Raw genomic sequence first — 20,458 nt, forward strand, 5'->3', positions numbered from 1 at the left:
CGACCTCGGCATACAGACCCTCTGGCGGGACCGGGACAGGCTGGCGGCTCCGGACTGGGCCGGCTTCCTGTCGATTCTCGCGGATCGCAATCCGGCCGGTGGACCCTTGCGCATCTACCCGGGGTCGCCGGCCTGGATGCAGGCCCTGGCCAGGCCCAGCGACATCATTACCGCCTTTGAACTGCACTCCACCGAGGGCGCCCAGCTCAGCCGCTGGGCGGAAGCCCGGCGGGTCCGGGTGCGCCAGGAAGACGGGCTTCGAGGGCTGCTGAGTGCGCTGCCGCCGGCCCAGCCCAGGCTCTGCGTGCTGATTGACCCCTCCTACGAGATCCGCAGCGACTATCAGGAGGTGGCGCAAACTCTGATCAGGGCCTGGCAGCGCTGTCGCCATGGGGTGTTTCTGGTCTGGTACCCGATCCTGCCGGACCGGCCCCATGAGGAGCTGCTGTCGCTGTTGAAGGCCAGTCCGCTGCGCAAGGTGTTGCGCAGTGAGCTGCGGTTGCGAAAACCGCCCGGGCGCGGAATGGCGGGCAGCGGCCTGCTGGTGGTCAATCCGCCCTGGGGCCTGGATGAGCGTCTTCACGGCCTGATGGCGGAAGCCGGGGCCCCCGACCGGCTGGACGCGGAGCACCGGGTCGACTGGTGGCTGCCGGAGTGACAGCAGAGGAGGCGCCTTCATGACCACACAAAATCAGCGCCAGGCCATGTTGCTGGGGTTGGCAGCGGTGCTGCTCTGGTCCACGGTGGCCACCGCGTTCAAGTTGTCGCTGCGGTCACTGAGCCCGATCCAGCTGCTGCTGGTGGCCTCGATGGCCTCTATTCTGGTGCTGTCCGTGGTGCTGCTGGTGCAGGGCCGCTGGCACCTGGTGTTCAGCCTGAGCCGCAAACAGTACCTGCAGTCGGTGGCCCTCGGCATGATGAACCCCTGCCTCTACTACCTGCTGCTGTTCGGGGCGTTCGACCGCCTGCCGGCCCAGGAGGCCCAGCCCCTGAACTACACCTGGGCCCTGGTGCTGGCCTACCTGTCGGTACCCTTCCTGGGCCAGCGCCTGCACCTGAGCGATATCCTGGCGGGCCTGGTGTGCTACAGCGGCGTGGTGGTGATCGCCACCCGTGGCGATCCGCTGTCGCTGACCTTCTCTGACCCCTTCGGGGTGGCCCTGGCGTTGGGCAGCACCCTGGTCTGGGCGGGCTACTGGATTCTGGCGACCCGGGACCAGCGTGACCCGGTGGTGGGCCTGCTGCTGAACTTCGTGATCGCGCTGCCGGTGATCACCGTCATCTGTGGCCTGACCGAGGGCTTTGACCTGGTTTCCTTCCAGGGCCTGGCCGGCGCCCTCTATGTGGGCGTGTTCGAGATGGGTCTGGCGTTCGTGCTCTGGTCCTACGCCATGAAAAAGGCCACCAGCGCCGCCCGGGTCGGCAACCTGATCTTTATTTCGCCGTTTCTCTCCCTGGTGTTCATCTATTTCATTCTGGGGGAGGTGATCCTGACCTCCACCTACATCGGGCTGGTGTTGATCATCGGGGGTCTCTGGTTCCAGCAGCATGCCGCCCGCGACCGGGCCATCACGGAGCCGACCGGCGGATGAGCAGTTGGTGGGTCTACATGGTGCGCACCGCCAGCGGGGCGCTCTACACCGGCATCACCACCGATGTATCGCGGCGGTTTGCCGAGCACCAGGCCGGAGGCGCCCGCGGTGCCCGCAGCCTGCGGGGCAAGGGGCCGCTGGTGCTGGCGTTTCAGGCCGAGGTGGGCGATCGGGTGCGGGCGGCAAAACTGGAGTGGCAGCTCAAGCAGTGGCCCCGCCACCGCAAGGAAGCGCTGGTGGCGGGGCGGCTGTCGCTGCCGGAGACGGTCAGCGGCTCAGATAGCCCATGACGCTGCGGGTGAGGGCGGTAGGCAGCCACTTGTTGCTGGCCACCAGGGTCTTGAACTGCAGCCCCACCAGGTGGTGAACCTCCTTACCCTGGTGAGCCTTCCAGATCTCCTCCGCCAGATCCTCCGCGCTGAGCCTCACCCCCAGCCGCTCAATGACCGGCGCCCGGAAACTCTGGCCCTCCACCATGGGGGTTTTCACGAACGGCGTCATGATGTCCTGCACCAGGATGTCGTGGGCCTGCCACTCGATGTTCAGCGCCTCGGTGAGGCCCCGCACCGCGAACTTGGAAGCGGAATAGCTGGCGAAGTGGGGCGTGCCGTAGGTGGCGGACGCCGAGCTCATATTGATCACCCGGGCGCCCGGGGTGGCCTTCAGCAGGGGGAAGGCCTCATGGGTGACCCGCATCAGGCCGGTGACATTGATGTCTATGATTCGGGCGTGGTCGGCCATGGCAATGTCCTCGAACTGGCCGATGTTGAGAATGCCGGCACAGTTGAGCAGCAGGTGAAGCTGATTGCCGCTGAAAGCCCCGAAATCCGCCACTGCGCGGGTGACCGACTCGGCATCAGTGACGTCGCAGGTGCGGATCCAGTGCTTGTCGCCAAGCCGGGCCTGCAGTTGCTCCAGGGCCTCGGCGTTGACATCCAGCAGGCCCAGGGTCCAGCCGGCCTGGGCAAAGCGCCGTGCGGTGGCAGCGCCGATGCCGGAGGCGGCACCGGTGATCAGCATGTAGTTCATTGTGTCAGTGTCCTTCTGATGAATTGACCGGCGGTGGCGACCGCGTCGGTGGCACGATGAAGCTGACCGGCGTGAACCTGGAACACGTGCCAGAGGCTGTTGTAGATCTCCAGCGTGGTGTCCACGCCCTGGTTCAGGGCCCGGTCCGCCAGACGCTGGGCGTCGTTGAGCAGTATTTCCTGGCTGCCAACCTGAATAAGCATCGGCGGCAGGCCGGTCAGGTCGCCGTAGACCGGCGAAATCAGGGGAGTGGTGGCGGACTCGCCGTCGACATAAAGGCGGGCGGCCTTGTCGATCCAGCCATGGGTCAACACCGGCTCGCAATCCGGCGCTGTCAACTGGCTGTTAGTGAGGTCGGTCCAGGGCGAGAACAGGGTCAGCGACGCCGGCATTGGCTGGCCCTCGTCCCGGAGCCTCATGGCCAGTGCCAGGCTCAGGCCGCCACCGGCGGAATCCCCGGCCAGTGCAATCCGGCCTGGCGCTATGCCGTTGTTCAGCAGGGCCTGGTAGACCGCCATGGCGTCCTCGACCGCGGCCGGGTAGGGATGCTCCGGCGCCAGCCGGTAATCCGGCACGATCAGGGTGGCGCCGCTGGCCTTGGCCAGGTGGCCGGTCAGACCGCGATGGGTGGCGGCGGAACCCAGAACGTAGCCGCCACCGTGGAAATAGAGCACCACGTCCCCGCCGGAGCTGGCGTGACTGACGCGGGTGACCGGAACCTCGCCATGGCTGGTGGTTTCGAACCGGCATCCCGCCGGGGGGCGGGAGCTATGATAGGCCTGGCGAACCAGCAGGCGCTGGAGAGGTACGCCAATACGCGGGTTGAGCATGGGTCGAACGGCCCGCAGCATGGTCTGGCGCAGCGCGGTTTCAAGCGCACTCTGGAACATTCAGTGTCTCCCTGTGGGGGTGTCACGGCCGCCTGTCAGCACTGGCCGGCTCGAACCGTGACATGATTGAGCCGCTATCATGCCACAGGCTGAGCCGCCTTTTGCATGCCCGTGGGGCCGGCCGTTGTGTTAGGCTTTGAACAACAGGGCGTCGCGCTGACTAGCAGGCGAGCCGGGGCCAGGATCCGTTTGATGACAGGCGTGTAACTCTCCGTGTACTGGAAAACCGATAGACTCGAGATTCCCGGTTGGGAGCGGGCGTCCATGCTGGCCCAGCTGATGCCCTTCGACCCCCTCAAATCCCGTGAGCTGCCGGCCGAGGCCGAGGCCTATTGCCGCTTCTACGGTCTTGACCTCTGGGTCGAGTACCCCGGCATCCGCTATCACCAGGGCACCCTGGAAGCGGGTGGTCACCAGGTGGCGGTGCACTACTATCGGGGCCGTCAGGGCCGGGGCACGGTGTTCATTCTGCATGGCTACTTTGACCATGTGGGGCTTTACAGCCAGCTCATTGACCGCTGTCTGGGCGCCGGATTCGACGTGCTGGCCTACGATCAGCCCGGCCATGGCCTGTCCACCGGCACGCCGGCGGCGATTGGAAGTTTCCTGGAGTACCAGGCGGTCCTCACGGATATCATGGCGGCGGTAAGGGATCGGGTGCGGGGGCCCTGGTACGCAGTGGGCCAGAGCACCGGCGCAGGCATACTGATTGACTACCTGCTGTCCAACCACCATGACCGGCAGACCTCCGAGTTCCGTCGGGTGGTGCTGCTGGCGCCGCTGGTGCGGCCCATGGGCTGGCTGGGAGCCAAGCTGCTGCACAGCGCGGCGCGGCCCTTCCTGACCCGGTGGCGGCGTATGTTCTCGGAAAACAGCGGCAACAGCCGCTTCCTGAGGTTCCTCAAGGAGGTGGACCCGCTGCAGGCCCGGGCGGTGCATGTGGACTGGGTGACGGCGTTGCGCCAGTGGGTGCCGCACATTGAGTCGGCGCGGCCGGTGGATTTTCCGGTCACGGTGGTCCAGGGTGAGAAGGATCTGACCGTGGACTGGCAGCACAACCTGCGCATCATCCGTAACAAGTTTGCCCAGGTGGAGGAGCGCCGGATACCGGATGGGCGTCATCACCTGGTGAACGAAGCAAAAGACTTGCAGGCCACCGTGTTCAACACGATTATTGGTACCTTCAGCGATGATGCCAACGGGTTTTCCAAAGCCGGCTGAGTGAGCCACACTGAGCCGGCGCCATACCTCAATCAGTTCGGGAGTTGAATGTGAAGAAACTATTCGTTGCACTTGCCGTAGCCACCCTCGGACTGGGCGGCTGTATGACCTACGACCCCTACACCGGTGAGGAAAAAACCTCCAGTGCCACCAAGGGCAGTATCATCGGTGCCATTGGTGGTGCCGCCATCGGCGCCGCCACCTCCAGCAAGAGTGATCGCGGCAAGGGCGCGCTGATTGGCGCGGCCTCCGGCGCCGCCATCGGTGGCGGTATCGGCTACTACATGGACCGTCAGGAAGCCCAGCTGCGCCAGAAACTGGAGGGCACAGGGGTGCGGGTGGTGCGCAACGGCGACCAGATCGAGTTGGTGATGCCGGGCAACATCACCTTTGACACCAATCAGTCCTCCATCAAGCCGAGCTTCACCGGAGTGCTGGAGTCGGTGGCCCTGGTGCTGAAGGAGTTCGACAAGACCATCATCCAGATCGAGGGCCATACCGACAGCACCGGCTCCCAGAGCTACAACCAGCTGCTGAGCGAGCAGCGGGCGTCCTCCGTGCGTGATTTCCTGCTCAACCAGGGGATCGAGCCCAAGCGCACCCGTGCAGTGGGCTACGGCCAGCGCTACCCGATTGCCTCCAACGACACCGCCGCCGGTCGCGAGCAGAACCGTCGGGTCGAGCTGACCTTGGTACCGATGGAATAAGCGTACCGATGCAGTAAGGGCGCCGATGCCGAAAGGCACCAGCAAAGCGCCTGAACGCGCCAAACAAAAGGCCCGCCGGCATTGCCGGCGGGCCTTTTTGTCTGCCTCAGAGGGCGTTATTTCTTGCCGGACTTGTCAGACAGCCAGCTTTCCACCGCGCCCTGGATGGTCTTGATCTGACTCTCGCCGGCTTCCCGAACTTCCCGCAGTTTGTCCTGGGCCTCATCGACCCGTTGCTGCAGGTCCTGGATCTGCTCCGAGACTTCCTGCTCGATCTCGGCTTCGGCCTGACGATCCTTGGCCTCGGCCTTCTTGGTCTCGGCGTCGGTGCGGATCTTTTCGATCTGCTTGTTCCAGTAGTCGGTCTGGGTTTCCAGTTTTTTTGCCAGCGTGTCCTTCAGTGACATAAGTCGCTCCTCTTTTTCGTGCATGTTCCGTGCATTTTGGGCATTGGTTGAGACACCAAAACCTGACCTTATACCTAGATGGTTAGGGTGCTTTGCAGCGATCTCAAGGTGGTTGGCCGACGGGCAAATGACGATTCGGTCACATCGAGCCAAGAAAAAAGGCCCGCGAGGGGCCTTTTCAATGCATCGGGGAGGGCGCCGGGCTCAGAACAGGACCCGGCAGCGGATGGTGCCCTTGACCGACTTGAGCTTGGTCAGCGCCAGCTCGCCGTAGGCCTTGTCCACATCGATTACCACGTAGCCGATGTCTTCCTTGGTCTGCAGGTACTGGCCGCAGATGTTGATGCCGTTCTCCGAGAATACCTGGTTGATCTCGGACATAACGCCGGGCACGTTCTCGTGGATGTGCAGCAGGCGGTGCTGGTTGGGGTGCGAGGGCAGCGCCACTTCCGGGAAGTTGACCGATGACACCGACGTGCCGTTGTCGCTGTACATCGCCAGTTTCTCCGCCACTTCGCGGCCGATGTTCTCCTGGGCCTCGATGGTGGAGCCGCCCACGTGCGGGGTCAGGATGACGTTGTCGAATTCCCGCAGCGGCGATACGAACTCCTCGTCGTTGGACTTGGGCTCCACCGGGAAAACGTCGATGGCAGCACCCAGCAGCTTGCCGCTTCGCAGGGTCTGGGCCAGGGCGTCGATGTCCACCACCGTGCCCCGGGAGGCGTTCATCAGGATGCTGCCGGGCTTCATCTGGGCGAACTGCTCGGCGCCGAACATGTACTTGGTGGCCGGGGTTTCCGGAACGTGCAGGCTCACCACATCCGCCAGGTTCAGCAGCTCCTGTAGGGTGCCCACCTGGGTGGCATTGCCGATAGGCAGCTTGGAGACCACATCGTAGAAGTACACGTGCATGCCGAGAGATTCCGCCAGCACACTGAACTGGGTGCCGATGTTGCCGTAGCCGATGATGCCCAGCTTCTTGCCGCGGATCTCATAGCTGTTCTTGGCGGACTTGAGCCACTCGCCCCGGTGGGCCATGGCGTTCTTCTCCGGTACGCCACGCAGCAGCAGGATGGCCTGGGCCAGCACTAGCTCCGCCACACTGCGTGTATTGGAAAAAGGCGCGTTGAAGACCGCAATGCCGCGACGGGTGGCGGCCTGCAGGTCCACCTGGTTGGTGCCGATGCAGAAGCAGCCTACCGCCACCAGCTTCTTGGCGGCCTCGAACACCTTCTCGGTCAGTTGGGTGCGGGAGCGGATGCCGACGAAATGGGCATCGGCGACCTTCTCCACCAGATCCTCTTCGGCCAGCGAGTGGGTCAGGTACTCGATGTTGGTGTAGCCGGCGGCGTTGAGGGTATCCACGGCGGACTGGTGGACACCTTCCAGCAGCAGGATGCGGATCTTGCTCTTTTCGAGAGACGTGTTTGACATGGGCGTTGCTTCCAGACCTTTCGTCGCGTCGTATGACAATGGTATGAGCCGTGAGACGCGCCTCGGCGGCACCCTGCTGACCCGTTTTCACGGGGCTGGGGCGGCTGTGGACGGGCAGGCTCACAGAACAGGGGCGGTATGATACCATAATCGCTCCTTTTGACAGTGTGTCAGATGACCCGAATGCCCACGGGTCGGTGACAGCGAGTTTTCACCCCTTGAGACCGGATTACCCATGACCGCCGAACAGATCATTGCCACGTTGAAGACCCTCGTGGACGATGGAAAAGTACTGACGGACCCCGCCGATCTGGACACCTATGGCAAGGATTGGACCAAGATCTACCCACCCAAGCCGCTGGCCATCGTGTTCCCGAAAACCACCGAGCAGGTGCAGGCGCTGGTGCGCTTTGCCAACGACAACCGGGTGGCCCTGGTGCCCTCCGGCGGCCGCACCGGCCTCAGCGCCGGCGCTGTCGCCGCCAACGGCGAGGTGGTGGTGGCCTTCGACTACATGAACCAGATCCTGGATTTCAGCGCCAGCGACCGCACCGTGGTCTGCCAGGCCGGGGTGGTCACCGAACAGCTCCAGAATTTTGCGGACGAGAATGGCCTCTACTACCCGGTGGACTTCGCCTCCGCCGGCTCCAGCCAGCTTGGCGGCAACCTGTCCACCAATGCCGGCGGCATCAAGGTCATCCGCTACGGCATGAGCCGGGACTGGGTGGCGGGTCTGAAAGTGGTCACTGGCAAGGGCGATATCCTGGAATTGAACAAGGACCTGGCCAAGAACAACACCGGCTATGACCTGCGCCACCTGTTTATCGGCGCCGAGGGCACCCTGGGCTTCATCACCGAGGCCACCATGAAGCTGGCCCGCAAGCCGGATAACCTCACGGTGCTGGTACTGGGGCTGGGGGATCTCACCAACACCATGGATGTGCTGCAGACCTTCCAGAAACAGATCGACCTGACCGCCTACGAGTTCTTCTCCCACGCCGCCATGCAGCATGTGCTGGCCCACGGCCAGGTGCAGGCACCGTTCGACACCGAGGCGCCCTACTATGCGCTGCTGGAATTCGAGGCGGTGTCTGAGCAGGTGATGGAGGACGCCCTGGGCCTGTTCGAGCAATGCGTGGAGAACGGCTGGGTGCTGGATGGTGTCATCAGTCAGAGTGAGACCCAGGCCCGCAACCTGTGGCAGTTGCGCGAGCGCATCTCCGAGTCCATTGCGCCGCGCACGCCGTACAAGAACGATATATCGGTGGTGGTGTCCAAGGTGCCCCCGTTCCTCACCGAGATCGACGCGGTGGTCACCGAGCACTATCCTGATTTTGAGATCATCTGGTTTGGCCACATTGGCGACGGCAACCTGCACCTGAACATCCTCAAGCCCGAAGACATGGCGAAAGAGGATTTCTTCGCCAAGTGCCAGCAGGTGAACAAGTGGGTGTTCGAGATTGTCGAGCGCTACCGTGGCAGTGTTTCCGCCGAGCACGGCGTGGGTATGACCAAGAAGGACTACCTGCACTACACCCGTGGTCCGGAAGAGATTGCCTACATGCGGGCCATCAAGCAGGTTTTCGATCCCAACCGGGTGATCAATCCCGGCAAGATCTTCGACTGACCGGCGCGGTAGAAGAACAGAAGCACGACAGGCTCACGCCCGGGATATCTCCCCCCGGGGGTGGTTATGGTGGAGCATCATCGCGATGAGCAGGGCGTCCGGCTGCTGCTCACGCCCAACCGGTCCTTGAGCTGGCCGGCCAACGTGCGGATCTGGCTGGCGCTGTGTTTGCTGTCGTTGTGTATCGTGACCGGCATGGCTCTGGCCGGGGCCTGGCTGGTGATTCCCTTTGCCGGTCTGGAACTGGGGGCCCTGGCGGCCGCGTTTTACTACACCGCCCGCCAGTGCCGCAAAAAAGAGGTGCTCAGTATCTGTGGCGACACCCTGCGCCTGGAGAAGGGCATCAACCGCAAACAGGCGGAGTGGGAGCTGCCCAGACGCTACACCCGGGTCTACATCAGCCACCCGCGACACCCCTTCACGCCACCCAAACTCCGTCTCAGGCACCGGGACGTTGACATCTCCCTGGGCGCCTTCCTCAACATGCAGGACGCCAGCCTGCTGCTGAAGATCCTGGAGACCCAGGGCCTGCAGATGGAGCGGGCCCGGCCGCCGCTGACCTACTGGTTCTGAGACAAGGCTTGAAATAGCGGCCGGCCGAGGCAATCATGCCGCTATGAAAGATCATATCGTCGTACTCTCCGGTGCCGGTGTCAGTGCCGAAAGCGGTCTGTCCACCTTTCGTGATTCCGGCGGCCTCTGGGAAAACTACAGCGTCTTCGATGTTGCCACACCGGAAGCCTTCCGGCGCGACCCGGCCCTGGTGCTGCGGTTCTACAATGACCGCCGCTGCCAACTGGCGGAGGTGGAGCCCAACGCCGCCCACCGGGCGCTGGCGGAGCTGGAGAAGGATTTCCGGGTCACCATCGTCACCCAGAACGTGGACGATCTGCACGAGCGGGCCGGTTCCTCCAAGGTGGTGCACCTGCACGGCGAGCTCACCCAAGCGCGCAGCTCCAGGCTGGACGACCTGATCTACCCGATTGGCTACAAGCCCATCGAGCTGGGGGATACCTGTGAGCTGGGCAGCCAGTTGCGACCCCATGTGGTCTGGTTCGGTGAGCAGGTGCCGATGCTGGAGGCTGCCGCCGGGGTAGTGGCCAGCGCCGATCACCTGCTGGTAGTGGGCACTTCGCTGCAGGTCTACCCGGCCGCGGGGCTGGTGGATTTTGCCGACCCCGATGTACCCATCACCGTGATCGACCCGGGCGAGCCGGCCAGGGTCAACCGCGCCACCGTGATCCGCAAGAAAGCCTCCGAGGGGGTCTCCGAGTGGGTCGCGCGATTGCGGGGCCAGGGCCGCTAGTCCGGTCTTTCTCCCCTCAGGTAAAGTTCCAGGTCGGCCCGGAAGGCTGCCTGCACGCCCAGGCGCTTCATCATCCAGTAGTGGCCGGCAATCATGCGGTCGATGAATATGCTTTCCACCGGCGGCTTGAAATAGTCCAGGTACTTGAAAACGGTGGTGGTCTTGGCGGCCACGTCCTTGTGCAGCTCGGACCGGGCGAAGTCGTAGGGGGTGTCGCTCTGGAAGGGCTGGATCAGGATGTCCCGCCACATGGCGTAGTAGGCCTCGTCCACCGCCGGCTGTGATTCCACCCGCGCCCCGAGGGCAATCAGATTGCGGTCCAGGGCCGCATAATCCTCTTCCAGCGCCGATACCAGTGCCTTGCGGTAGGCCTCGACAATCTCCGGCTTGAGCTTCTTCACGCAACCGAAATCGTAGAGGATGATGGTGCCGTCCGGCCGGAAGGCGAAATTGCCGGCGTGGGGGTCACCATGGATGCACTGATAGCGGAACAGCTGGTCCGCCATCATGGTGAAGATACGATGACCGATCCGGTTGATGGTGTCCTGGTCATAGCGTTCCGGGGTCACCTCGCTGATGTGGTCGCCCTCCACCAGCTCCAGGGTCAGTATGCGCCGGCCCGAGTGGCTTTCGATGGCGCGGGGGATGCGGATCCAGTCGTCCTCGCTGTGGAAGTCCCGGAACAGCGCCAGGTTTTCCGCTTCGTTGACGTAGTCCAGCTCCTCCTTCAGGCGAATCCGGATCTCCGCGAACAGCTGGTCCACGCTTTCCTTGGGCATCTTCAGCAGCCCGCCCAGCTTGAGCGCCATGCGAAGCTGCTTGAGGTCGGAGTCGCAGGACTCGTCCACCCCCGGGTACTGCACCTTGACGATGACCTCCTCGCCGCTGAACAGCCGGGCTTTGTGGACCTGGCCGATGGACGCAGCGGCGTAGGGCTTCGCCTGCAGGGACTCGAAAAGCTCCTCCACCGGCTTGCCCAGTTCCGACTCGATCTGCCGCACGATCACCTCGAAGGGCATGGGCGGTGCTTCTTTCTGGAGTCTCTGCAGGGCGTCGGAAAATTCCTTGGGCAGGAAATCCTGGGTCTGGGAGGCGATCTGGCCCACCTTCATCACCGCACCCTTGAGTTCCCCCAGGGTGTCGGCGATCTGGTCCGCCATACGGCTGTAGCTCTCACTGCGGGCGGTCTCGTCGTCCTCGCGGCCCAGAAAGCGCCGGGCCCGCTGGCCGGCATACTGGCCCGCCACCGAGGCGGTCATGCCCGCCAGGCGGAGAAAACGGCCGCTGCGTGTGGTAACCGGTTTTCTGGCCATAGTTGCGCTGGCTCCCGGAGCCGGTCTGTTGGGTGGCGATCTTTGCCCTGGCTGCTGCTCAGAGCACGGTGGTCTCCAGCAGCAGGGACTCTTCCAGTTGCAGCCGCAATGTCTGTCCGGAATGGAGCGGGCCGACCCCCTTGGGGGTGCCGGTCAGCACCACATCGCCGGGCAACAGGGTGAACTGGTGACTGATGTACGATATCAGGGGGACCACTGGATTCAACAGCACCGAGGTGTCGCCGCTCTGGCGGCGCTCGCCATCCACATCCAGGCTGAAGTGCAGGTGCGTCTGGGGCAGCTGCGCCACCGGTATGAACGGCGACAGCGGGCAGGCCCCGTCGAAGCCCTTGGCCCGTTCCCAGGGCTGGCCCTTGGCCTTGAGGTCGCTCTGTACCTCCCGCAGGGTCAGGTCGAGTGCCAGGCCGTAGCCCAGCATGGCCTGGCGGGCTTCTTCGTGGCTGGCGGCGGTCAGCGGCCTGCCGATCAGCACCGCCAGCTCGGTCTCGAAATGCACTTCGCCGCGATCGGTGGGGATGCGCAGCGGCCGGGTCAGGTGGACCGCCGAGGTGGAGGGCTTGATGAACAGCAGCGGGCTGTCGGGAATCGGGTTGTTGAGCTCGGCGGCATGATCGGCGTAGTTGCGGCCAATACAGACGATCTTGCCCAGCGGCAGGTGCACCGGCAGGCCGTCTTTCCAGTGGTGCTGGTAGTTGTTCATCGTGATCCCTCAAATGACGCTGGCGGGGGCCGGCGTCAGTCGCCCTCGAATGAGCACACAGTATAGACCTGCAGATCCTCGGCCCGGAGCTTTTCCGAGCCCCCCAGGTCCGGCAGGTCTATCATGGCCGCCACTTCCACGATGTCCGCGCCGATCCGCCGGATCAGCCGGGCAGCGGCCAGCATGGTGCCGCCGGTGGCGATCAGGTCGTCCACCAGAACCACCCGGTCGCCGGGTTTGAAGGCGTCCTTGTGCAGCTCCACCGAGGCTGTACCGTATTCCAGCTGGTAATCCTCCACCAGGGTGTCGAACGGCAGCTTGCCCTTCTTGCGTACCAGCACGAGGCTGGCGTTGAGCTCGTAGGCCAGGGCGGAGCCGATGATGAAACCGCGGGCGTCCACCGCCGCCACGGCGTCGATATCGCTGGCGTGGTAACGGTGGACGAAGGCGTCGATCAGCTTGCGGAAGGCGGTGCGATCCTGCAGTACGGTGGTGATGTCGCGGAACTGGACGCCGGGCTTGGGCCAGTCAGGCACCGTGCGGATGGCGTTCTTGATGGAGTTGGCAAAGTAGTCCATGGCGTGTCGTTTCCCCAATGGCCCGGCCTCAGCCGGCTTCCAGGAAGATGAATTTCAGGATAAAGATCAGCGCGATGATCACCACACTGACATTGAGCTGGGACATTCGTCCACTCAGGGCCTTGAGCACCGCATAGGTGATGAAGCCCAGGGCAATACCATTGGCGATGGAAAAGGTCAGCGGCATCATCAGGGCGGTCACCACCGCCGGCGCGGCCTCGGTGACATCGTCCCAGTCGATCAGCTTGAGACCGCCGGTCATCAGCACGGCCACGTAGAGCAGTGCCGGTGCGGTGGCGTAGGCGGGAATGATGCTGGCGATGGGGGAAAGCAGCAGACAGGCCAGGAACAGCGCCGCAACCACCACGGCGGTGAGGCCGGTGCGTCCGCCGGCAGTGATGCCGGCGGTGGACTCGATGTAGCTGGTGGTGGTTGAGGTGCCCAGGGCGGCGCCGGACATGGTGGCCACCGAATCGGACATCAGGGCCCGGCCCAGGCGCGGCAGTTTGCCGTCCTTGTCCAGCAGACCGCCACGCTGGGCGGCGCCGATCAGGGTGCCGGAGGTATCGAACAGGTCCACAAACAGAAAGGCGAAGATGACGCTGATCATGCCCACGTTGAGGGCGCCGGCCAGGTCCAGCTGTAGGAAGGTGGGCGCCAGGCTTGGCGGCGCCGATACCAGGCCCTTGTACTCGATCATGTTCATGGCCAGGGCGGCCAGGGTGACGGCGATGATGCCGATCATCACCGCGCCGGTGACCTGGCGGAAGGACAGCGCGCAGATCAGCAGGAAACCACCGAAGAACAGCAGGCTTTCGGCGGTTTTCACTTCACCCATGCCCACCAGGGTGGCGGGATGGTCCACCACGATGCCGGCGTTCTTGAGCGCGATCAGCGCCAGGAAGAAACCGATGCCGGCGGAAATGCCGAACCGCAGCGACATGGGAATGCTGTTGATGATCCACTCCCGCACCTTGAAGAGGCTGAGCAGGAAGAACAGGACGCCGGACAGGAAGACCGCCCCCAGGGCCACCTGCCAGCTGTAGCCCATACTGCCCACCACGGTGAACGAGAAGAACGCGTTCAGCCCCATGCCCGGCGCCATGGCGATGGGGTAGTTGGCCCAGAGGCCCATGATCAGGGTGCCGATCACCGCCGCCAGACAGGTGGCCACGAACACCGCGCCAAAGTCCATGCCGGTGGCGGATAGAATGCTGGGGTTGACGACGATGATGTAGGCCATGGTCAGGAAGGTGGTGACGCCGGCGATCAGTTCCTTGCGGACGGTGGTGCCGTGGGCCTTGAGTTGGAAGAGTCGTTCAAGCATGACGAATGCGAGCCTCAAAGGGTTCTGGGTCGGTTTATGTGGAATCCGGGGGGCTGGTCCGGGCGTGTCACGGTGCGCCAAGCGTAATGCCGGGCGCAGCGGGCCAGCGAAAAAAGTGCCATGGTAACGGCTGGCAGGGGTCAGGCCAAGCAGTGAGTCGAGGTCCAGGTTTTGCCGGCCACTGATCCGGCAGTCGCCGTCAGCGGTATTAATGATTGGTGCATCCAAAATCCTGCTAACCCGGAGTAGTAAAATGGCCCTGATCAGACTGGCTTACGCCAGTGAGGCGACCTTTGACGCCAGTCCCACGAAGAGCGGCGTGGAGCCCAACGTTGCACGCATACTGCTGACCTCACGGCGCAATAACCCCAAAAAAGGCCTGGTAGGCGGGCTTTATTACGGTGACAACCGCTTTTTCCAGTATCTGGAAGGTGAGGAACGGGCGGTCCACGAGCTCTACGAGACCATCAAGAAGGACACTCGCCATCGCAACGTGAAAACCCTTATCGATGAGCCACTGAAGGAGCGCACCTTCAAGAACTGGTCCATGAAATACGTGCCTGTGGCCGGCGATGTGGCGGCGTTTCTCAAGCGCCAGGGGCTTTCGGAGTTCAATCCCTACGCATTCGACCGTGAAGTCTGTGAGCAGATGATCGAACTGATCCGCAAGTCCAGCCACGACGATAAGCTGATCAACCATTCCGAAGCACGACCCACCGCTGCCCCCGAGGCTCCGGTGTCATCCGGCGTCCGTATGGGCCTGATACTGGCCGGTGTGGTGCTGCTGGGGGCTTTCGTGGCGGGAGGCATGCTGCTGTTCTGAGGCTCCGCAGCCGACGCAGTAGCCATTAGTACCGTTGATCCAAAACCATAAGATCTGTTCATTTGATTCATGCCGGGTCTGGGTTTAGGTTGAAGGCTATCCGGCGCCGGCCCCGGCGCCCAACGGCAATCTGCGGAGCAAGACCATGAAAGCTATCCTGTGCAAGGAATACGGCCCGGCCGAGTCGCTGGTCATCGAGGACACCAAGAGCCCGGAAGCCAAGGGCAGCGGCGTCAAGGTGCGGGTTCGGGCTGCCGGTCTGAACTTCCCGGATACCCTCATTATCCAGGGCAAATACCAGCTCAAGCCTTCCATGCCGTTTTCTCCCGGTGGCGAGATGGCCGGCGAGGTGATCGCGGTCGGGGAGAAGGTCACACGCTTTAAGGCCGGTGATCGGGTCATGGGCCTGACCGGTTATGGCGCCTTTGCCGAGGAAGTGGTGGTGGCGGAGAGCAACCTGCTGCCGGTGCCGGAGAGCATGAGCGACGAGGAGGCCGCCGCCTTCACCATGGTCTACGGCACCTCCTACCACGCCCTCAAGCAGCGCGCCGACCTCAAGCCCGGCGAGACCCTACTGGTGCTGGGTGCCAGTGGCGGTGTGGGGCTGGCCACGGTGGAGCTGGGCAAGGCCATGGGCGCCCACGTGATCGCCGCCGCCAGCAGCGCCGACAAGCTGGAAGTGGCCAAACAGGCCGGGGCGGACGAGGTCATCAACTACACCGAAGAGCCCCTGAAGGACACGGTCAAGAAGCTCACCAGGAACCGTGGCGTGGATGTGGTCTACGACCCGGTGGGCGGTGAGTTCACCGAGCAGGCCCTGCGGGCCATGGCCTGGAACGGCCGCCACCTGATCATCGGCTTCGCCGCCGGCGACATTCCCAAGCTTCCCGCCAACCTGACCCTGCTCAAGGGCTGTTCGGTGGTGGGTGTGTTCTGGGGCGCCTTCACCCAGAAGGAGCCGGAGGTCAGCGCCCAGAACATGATGGACCTGTTCAAGCTCTACACCGGCGGCAAGATCAAGCCGCGGGTCAGTGAGGTCTTCCCGTTCGAGCAGTACGCCGAGGCGCTGAACGCCCTGACCGATCGCCGCGCCAAGGGCAAGATCGTCCTGAAAGTCTCGGACTGACCGTCGAATCCGGCGCCGGCCTTCCCGGCCGGCGCCTCAGCTTTCCCTAGAACCGCACCTTGCCGGCGTCGATCTGTGCGACCAGGCTGTCGTCCAGGCGGGTATAGCCCTTTGTTTTCGGCAGCCAGGCGTAGACCGCGTCACTGTCCGGCCGGTATCCGGCCTTTTGCAGATCCACCTTCTTGTACTTGAAGGTGCCGGTTTTCTCGATGCTCTCAGCCACCCGGATGAACACCGGAATGGCGTAGGGGGGCAGGTTGTCCTCCAGGTAACGGAACAGCCGGTCCGGGTCGAACGCGGCCTTGCCCGCCAGGGGCACCAGGGTCACCATGCCGGCCTTGCCGTTGGTGCCGGGGATCTCCACGCCGTAGCAGATGGCCTCCTCCACCAGGCCGGAGCCGTCGATGATGTTCTCCACCTCGGTGGTGGAGACGTTCTCGCCTTTCCAGCGGAAGGTGTCACCCATCCGGTCAACGAACTGCAGATGGCCGCAGCCGATCTGCCGCAAGACGTCCCCGGTGTTGAACCACTGGTCCCCCTTCTTGAAGCCGTCCCGCAGGATGGACTTCTCGGTGGCCTCCTTCTGGGTATAGCCCTCGAAGGACCATTTCTTGGTGATCTCGCCGATCAGCAGGCCGGGCTCGCCCTTGGCCACTTCCTCCATGCGACCCTTGGCGTTGCGGACCGGGTCGCGGGTGCCGTCGTGGAACTTCACCAGCTTGTAGGGCGCGGTGGAGAATCCCACGGTGTTGTCCACGTTGAAGAAGTTGGAAAAACCGATGTTGCCCTCGCTGGAGGCGTAGAGCTCCGCCACCGTCTCGATCCCGAAGCGCTCCTTGAAGGGTTTCCAGATCGATGGCCGCAGGCCGTTGCCCACCATCTTGGTGAGGCGATGATCGCGGTCCCCGGGCCCCGGGGGCTGGTTCAGCAGGTAGCGGCAGAGCTCTCCCACATAACCGAAGGTGGTGGCGTTGAATGCTCGCACATCATCCCAGAAGGCGCTGGCGGAGAACCGGCGGCGCATGGCGATGGCCGAGCCGCCGGCAAGCGCCGAGCCCCAGCACACCAGCAGGGCGGTGCCGTGGTAGAAGGGCAGGGTGCAATAGAGCACGTCGTCCGGCCCCATGTTCAGCGACATCAGCCCGAAGCCACCGTAGGCCTTGATGAACTTGCGGTGCGACCCCGGCGCCGCCTTGGGCAGGCCGGTGGTGCCGGAGGTGAACAGGTAGACCGCGGTATCCCCAAGGGTAGGCGGATCCGCCAGGTCCGGGTTGGTGGCCGGGAAGCTGCTGACCCGTTCGGCCATGTTGATGTAGCCCGCCGGCGCCTCGCCAAAGGCATTGAGGGTATTGCAGTCAGCCAGGAACATGCAGGGGTCGGGGTGGATAAGGGTGACCTGGTCCCGGACGCCGTCGAACGTCTCCCGCAGCTCTTCGCCCACCACGATCAGGGCCGGCTCGATCAGGTTGATACTGTGGGCCAGCACCTTGCCTTTCTGGGAGGTGTTGAGCATGGCGCAGGCGACGCCGGCCTTGGCGGCACCGGCCACCACCGCCAGCAGTTCCGGGCGGTTTTCCAGCAGCACGGCAATGGCATCGCCTTTACCCAGGCCCCGATCCCGCAGGTAGTGGGCAATGCGGTTGGCCCAGGCGTTGAATTCGGCGTAGCTGAGGCGGCGATCCTCGTACATCACAGCCGGCCGGTCGCCGTATTTGTCGGCGTTGCGCTCGATCAGCGTGCCCAGGGTCAGTTGTTTGCGGTCGCGCTTGACCGAGTAATAGTAATAGCCACGGGCAATGGCCGGAAAGCGTTTGAAAACGCCGGGCAGGTGGCGGGCGATGTCCCGCGCGGAAACCGTATCTTGACTCATGCGTTCATCCCTAGCTCGTTTTTATCGGGGCCCTCCTCACGGTCGGGCCCCGGCCCCGGGATGTATGAACGCCGGGGCTATTCCAGAAACAGGTCATCCAGCAGCGGCTTGTCGCCGGCCGCGTACCGGTAGTGCTCGAAATCCGTGACCCCGGCGTCCCGCAGGACATCCTCGTCGATCAGGGTCTGGCCGGTGAGCTGGCTGGACCGTTGCGACAGGATGTGCAGCGCCGCATCCGCCATGATGTCGGGCTTGCGGCCCTGCTTCATCATCTCCGGTCCGCCCACTTCGAATTCGATCGCCGCGGTGGCGATCAGGGTGCGCGGCCACAGCGAATTGACGGCAATGTTGTAGCGCTTGAACTCCTCCGCCATGCCCAGGGTCAGCATCGACATGGCGTACTTGGTGGTGGTGTAGGCGCCGTACTGGGCGAACCACTTGGGATCCATGTTCAGCGGCGGCGACAGGCTCAGGATGTGACCCTGGTCCGACTCCTTGAGCCAGGGCAGCGCCGCCTGACTGCACAGGAAGACCGCCCGGGCGTTGACCTGGTGCATCAGGTCGTAACGCTTCACCGGCAGCTTCTCCACGCCCTGCAGGCGGATGGCGCCGGCGTTGTTCACCAGCATGTCGATACCGCCAAAATGCTCGGCGGCCTGCTTCATGCAGTCCTTGACCAGATCCTCCTCCCGCACATCCAGCACCAGCGGCAGGGCCTGGCCTCCGGCTTCCCGGACCTCGTCCGCCACCGAGTGAATGGTCCCCGGCAGTTTCGGATGCGGCTTGTCGGACTTGGCCGCGATCACCACGTTGGCGCCTTCCCGGGCGCAGGCCAGGGCGATGGCCCTGCCGATGCCGCGACTGGCGCCGGTGATGAATACCGTCTTGTCTTTCAGTGTGGTCATGCCTGGGCCTCCTTGTCGGGGGAGCCCGCGTCCGCTGTCGCCTCGACAGCCAGCTCCATCAGCAGCTGGTGGCGCCGGACCTGGTCTCCCCGGGTGATATGAACCGCGATAAGCTGGCCGTCGCGATCGGCCTTGACCGGATGTTCCATCTTCATGGCCTCCAGTACCACCAGCGTATCGCCTTTGTTCACGGTTTCACCAGCCCTGGCCAGCACATCCACGATGGCTCCGTCCATGGTCGCCTTGAGCTTGCCGGACCCGGCGCTGTCCCGCTCCCCCGGCGCCTGGTGGGTCACATCCACCAGCTCCAGGGTCCGACCCGATGCCTGCAAATATAGGCGATTGTCGGACAGCTGATATTGGCAAGTCTGACGTACGCCCTTGTCGATGAAGCACAGGCTCTGGTGAGTCCACTCCACGACAGCCAGCCGGTCCACATCCTCGCCATGGTGGACCTCCACCTCACTGCCCTGACGCCGGACGAACACCTCCAGACGTTTGCCAGCCACCTCCAGCACAAGCGGCAGGGCCGTCGCGGGGCTGTTGCTCCAGCCACCGGCGGCACTGCTGCCCAGGGCGAAAAGGGCGGCTCCGATGCTCAGCTCACGGCGGCCCGCAATCACCGGCTCCCTGGATTCGTCCTGGCGGAAAGCCTGGTCGAGGAAGGCGGTGGTGGCTTCGCCGGCGCCGAATGCCGGGTCGGCGATGATGCGGCTAAGGAAATACCGGTTGGTGGTAACGCCCGCCACCAGGGTGTCCTCCAGCGCCCGCAGCAGCCGGCGCCGGGCATCGTCCCGGGTCTGCCCCCAGGCCACCACCTTGGCCAGCATGGGGTCGTAGTGGGGCGTTACCATATCACCGGCGCGCACCCCGGAGTCATAGCGCACGCCCGCCACCGGGGCTGGCCGGAAAGCCGCCAGTTGGCCGGTCTGGGGTGTGTAGTTGTCGGCCGGGTCCTCGGCGTAGAGCCGCACCTCGATGGCATGACCGTTCAGGGTGACCTGCTCCTGGGCCAGCGGCAGTGGCCGGCCTTCGGCCACCGCCAATTGCCAGGCCACCAGATCCTGGCCGGTGACCAGTTCGGTGACCGGGTGCTCCACCTGCAGCCGGGTGTTCATCTCCAGGAAGTAGAAGTTGCGGTCCTTGTCCACCAGGAACTCCACCGTGCCGGCGCCCCGGTAGTCGCAGGCCAGCGCCGCCTTCACCGCAGCCTCGCCCATGGCCTGGCGCAGTTCGGGAGTGACGAAGGGGGAGGGCGCCTCCTCCACCACCTTCTGGTGCCGCCGCTGGATCGAGCAGTCCCGCTCCCCCAGGTAGACCGCGTTACCGTGGCTGTCGGCAAACACCTGGATTTCGATGTGACGGGGCTCGATCACTGCTTTTTCCAGGATCAGCTCGTCGTCGCCAAAAGCACTGCGGGCCTCGGAACGGGCGCGCTGGATCTCACTCCGAAGCTCGCCCTCCTCCTGCACCAGGCGCATGCCCCGCCCGCCTCCACCGGCGGAGGCCTTGATCATCAACGGGTAGCCAATGTCGCCGGCGGCCGCCGCCAGCTCATCGTCACTGGCACGATCTCCCTCGA

21 protein-coding genes are annotated in these 20,458 nt (G+C 64.1%); 10 read left to right on the forward strand and 11 right to left on the reverse strand.

The genetic code is table 11. From position 1 onward, the window contains the following. The 3 genes from rlmJ to R3280_RS10790 form a co-directional block, all read left to right on the forward strand. The coding region (gene rlmJ / locus R3280_RS10780) for a 23S rRNA (adenine(2030)-N(6))-methyltransferase RlmJ (protein WP_318998613.1) at positions 1 to 658 on the forward strand (658 nt) is incomplete at its 5' end. Between the two features lie 19 nt (positions 659 to 677). Beyond that, the gene (locus tag R3280_RS10785; protein WP_318998614.1) at positions 678 to 1,592 is read left to right on the forward strand and encodes a DMT family transporter; all 915 of its coding nucleotides are present in this window, start codon (positions 678 to 680) and stop codon (positions 1,590 to 1,592) included. Further along, entirely contained in the window at positions 1,589 to 1,882 is a 294-nt protein-coding gene (locus tag R3280_RS10790; RefSeq protein ID WP_318998615.1) for a GIY-YIG nuclease family protein, read from the forward strand. Before R3280_RS10785 ends, R3280_RS10790 begins: the two co-directional genes overlap by 4 nt. Here R3280_RS10790 and R3280_RS10795 read toward each other — a convergent pair. Together R3280_RS10795 and R3280_RS10800 are read right to left on the reverse strand one after the other, a co-directional pair. Continuing rightward, positions 1,860 to 2,621 carry an SDR family oxidoreductase gene (locus R3280_RS10795; protein ID WP_318998616.1) on the reverse strand — a complete coding sequence of 254 codons (762 nt, stop codon included), beginning with the start codon at positions 2,619 to 2,621 and terminating at the stop codon, positions 1,860 to 1,862. The genes R3280_RS10790 and R3280_RS10795 overlap by 23 nt on opposite strands. Then, entirely contained in the window at positions 2,618 to 3,511 is an 894-nt protein-coding gene (locus R3280_RS10800; protein ID WP_318998617.1) for an alpha/beta hydrolase, read from the reverse strand. Before R3280_RS10800 ends, R3280_RS10795 begins: the two co-directional genes overlap by 4 nt. Positions 3,512 to 3,724: 213 nt before the next feature. Here R3280_RS10800 and R3280_RS10805 point away from each other — a divergent pair, with 213 nt between their 5' ends. Next, positions 3,725 to 4,732, forward strand: coding sequence for an alpha/beta hydrolase (locus tag R3280_RS10805; RefSeq protein WP_318998618.1), 1,008 nt, complete (start codon positions 3,725 to 3,727; stop codon positions 4,730 to 4,732). Between the two features lie 104 nt (positions 4,733 to 4,836). Next, positions 4,837 to 5,439, forward strand: coding sequence for an OmpA family protein (locus R3280_RS10810; RefSeq protein ID WP_413468769.1), 603 nt, complete (start codon positions 4,837 to 4,839; stop codon positions 5,437 to 5,439). A 116-nt stretch (positions 5,440 to 5,555) separates the two neighbouring features. On the opposite strand, the gene R3280_RS10815 is transcribed toward R3280_RS10810, so the two are convergent. Next, on the reverse strand, positions 5,556 to 5,846 hold the full coding sequence (locus R3280_RS10815) for a hypothetical protein (protein ID WP_318998620.1): 291 nt from the start codon (positions 5,844 to 5,846) through the stop codon (positions 5,556 to 5,558). A 204-nt stretch (positions 5,847 to 6,050) separates the two neighbouring features. Further along, positions 6,051 to 7,280 carry a phosphoglycerate dehydrogenase gene (gene serA, locus R3280_RS10820; protein ID WP_318998621.1) on the reverse strand — a complete coding sequence of 410 codons (1,230 nt, stop codon included), beginning with the start codon at positions 7,278 to 7,280 and terminating at the stop codon, positions 6,051 to 6,053. Positions 7,281 to 7,515: 235 nt separating this feature from the next. On the opposite strand from serA, the gene R3280_RS10825 reads away from it, so the two are divergent. The 3 genes from R3280_RS10825 to R3280_RS10835 all read left to right on the forward strand — a co-directional run bounded on the left by R3280_RS10825 (position 7,516) and on the right by R3280_RS10835 (position 10,213). Then, entirely contained in the window at positions 7,516 to 8,907 is a 1,392-nt protein-coding gene (locus tag R3280_RS10825) for an FAD-binding oxidoreductase (RefSeq protein WP_318998622.1), read from the forward strand. A 66-nt stretch (positions 8,908 to 8,973) separates the two neighbouring features. After that, complete coding sequence (locus R3280_RS10830; protein ID WP_318998623.1) at positions 8,974 to 9,480, forward strand: DUF2244 domain-containing protein; 507 nt, start codon at positions 8,974 to 8,976, stop codon at positions 9,478 to 9,480. A 43-nt stretch (positions 9,481 to 9,523) separates the two neighbouring features. After that, a complete protein-coding gene (locus R3280_RS10835) occupies positions 9,524 to 10,213 on the forward strand; it encodes an NAD-dependent deacylase (protein WP_318998624.1) in 690 nt (229 codons plus the stop codon). Here R3280_RS10835 and R3280_RS10840 read toward each other — a convergent pair. The 4 genes from R3280_RS10840 to R3280_RS10855 are packed head-to-tail and all read right to left on the reverse strand — an operon-like array spanning position 10,210 to position 14,152. Continuing rightward, positions 10,210 to 11,526 (reverse strand): AarF/ABC1/UbiB kinase family protein, encoded by a 1,317-nt coding sequence (locus tag R3280_RS10840; RefSeq protein WP_318998625.1) that lies wholly within the window; start codon positions 11,524 to 11,526, stop codon positions 10,210 to 10,212. The two genes, R3280_RS10835 and R3280_RS10840, sit on opposite strands and share 4 nt — an antisense overlap. A 58-nt stretch (positions 11,527 to 11,584) precedes the next feature. Further along, positions 11,585 to 12,247 carry a fumarylacetoacetate hydrolase family protein gene (locus tag R3280_RS10845; RefSeq protein WP_318998626.1) on the reverse strand — a complete coding sequence of 221 codons (663 nt, stop codon included), beginning with the start codon at positions 12,245 to 12,247 and terminating at the stop codon, positions 11,585 to 11,587. 35 nt (positions 12,248 to 12,282) lie between these two features. Continuing rightward, positions 12,283 to 12,825 carry an adenine phosphoribosyltransferase gene (locus tag R3280_RS10850; RefSeq protein ID WP_318998627.1) on the reverse strand — a complete coding sequence of 181 codons (543 nt, stop codon included), beginning with the start codon at positions 12,823 to 12,825 and terminating at the stop codon, positions 12,283 to 12,285. Between the two features lie 28 nt (positions 12,826 to 12,853). Beyond that, on the reverse strand, positions 12,854 to 14,152 hold the full coding sequence (locus tag R3280_RS10855) for an NCS2 family permease (protein WP_318998628.1): 1,299 nt from the start codon (positions 14,150 to 14,152) through the stop codon (positions 12,854 to 12,856). 253 nt (positions 14,153 to 14,405) lie between these two features. Here R3280_RS10855 and R3280_RS10860 point away from each other — a divergent pair, with 253 nt between their 5' ends. After that, a complete protein-coding gene (locus R3280_RS10860) occupies positions 14,406 to 14,975 on the forward strand; it encodes a BLUF domain-containing protein (protein ID WP_318998629.1) in 570 nt (189 codons plus the stop codon). Positions 14,976 to 15,120: 145 nt separating this feature from the next. Then, entirely contained in the window at positions 15,121 to 16,101 is a 981-nt protein-coding gene (locus tag R3280_RS10865) for an NADPH:quinone oxidoreductase family protein (protein ID WP_318998630.1), read from the forward strand. Positions 16,102 to 16,147: 46 nt separating this feature from the next. Here R3280_RS10865 and R3280_RS10870 read toward each other — a convergent pair whose 3' ends face one another. The 3 genes from R3280_RS10870 to R3280_RS10880 form a co-directional block, all read right to left on the reverse strand. Continuing rightward, positions 16,148 to 17,971, reverse strand: a complete 1,824-nt coding sequence (locus tag R3280_RS10870) for a long-chain-acyl-CoA synthetase (RefSeq protein WP_318998631.1) — start codon at positions 17,969 to 17,971, stop codon at positions 16,148 to 16,150. A 77-nt stretch (positions 17,972 to 18,048) separates the two neighbouring features. Beyond that, positions 18,049 to 18,876 carry an NAD(P)-dependent oxidoreductase gene (locus tag R3280_RS10875; protein ID WP_318998632.1) on the reverse strand — a complete coding sequence of 276 codons (828 nt, stop codon included), beginning with the start codon at positions 18,874 to 18,876 and terminating at the stop codon, positions 18,049 to 18,051. Further along, positions 18,873 to 20,458 (reverse strand): biotin/lipoyl-containing protein (locus R3280_RS10880; RefSeq protein WP_318998633.1); only part of this gene is annotated, 1,586 nt, incomplete at its 5' end. The genes R3280_RS10875 and R3280_RS10880, both read right to left, overlap by 4 nt.

It is taken from the genome of Marinobacter sp., assembly GCF_033722195.1.
Classification (GTDB): domain Bacteria; phylum Pseudomonadota; class Gammaproteobacteria; order Pseudomonadales; family Oleiphilaceae; genus Marinobacter.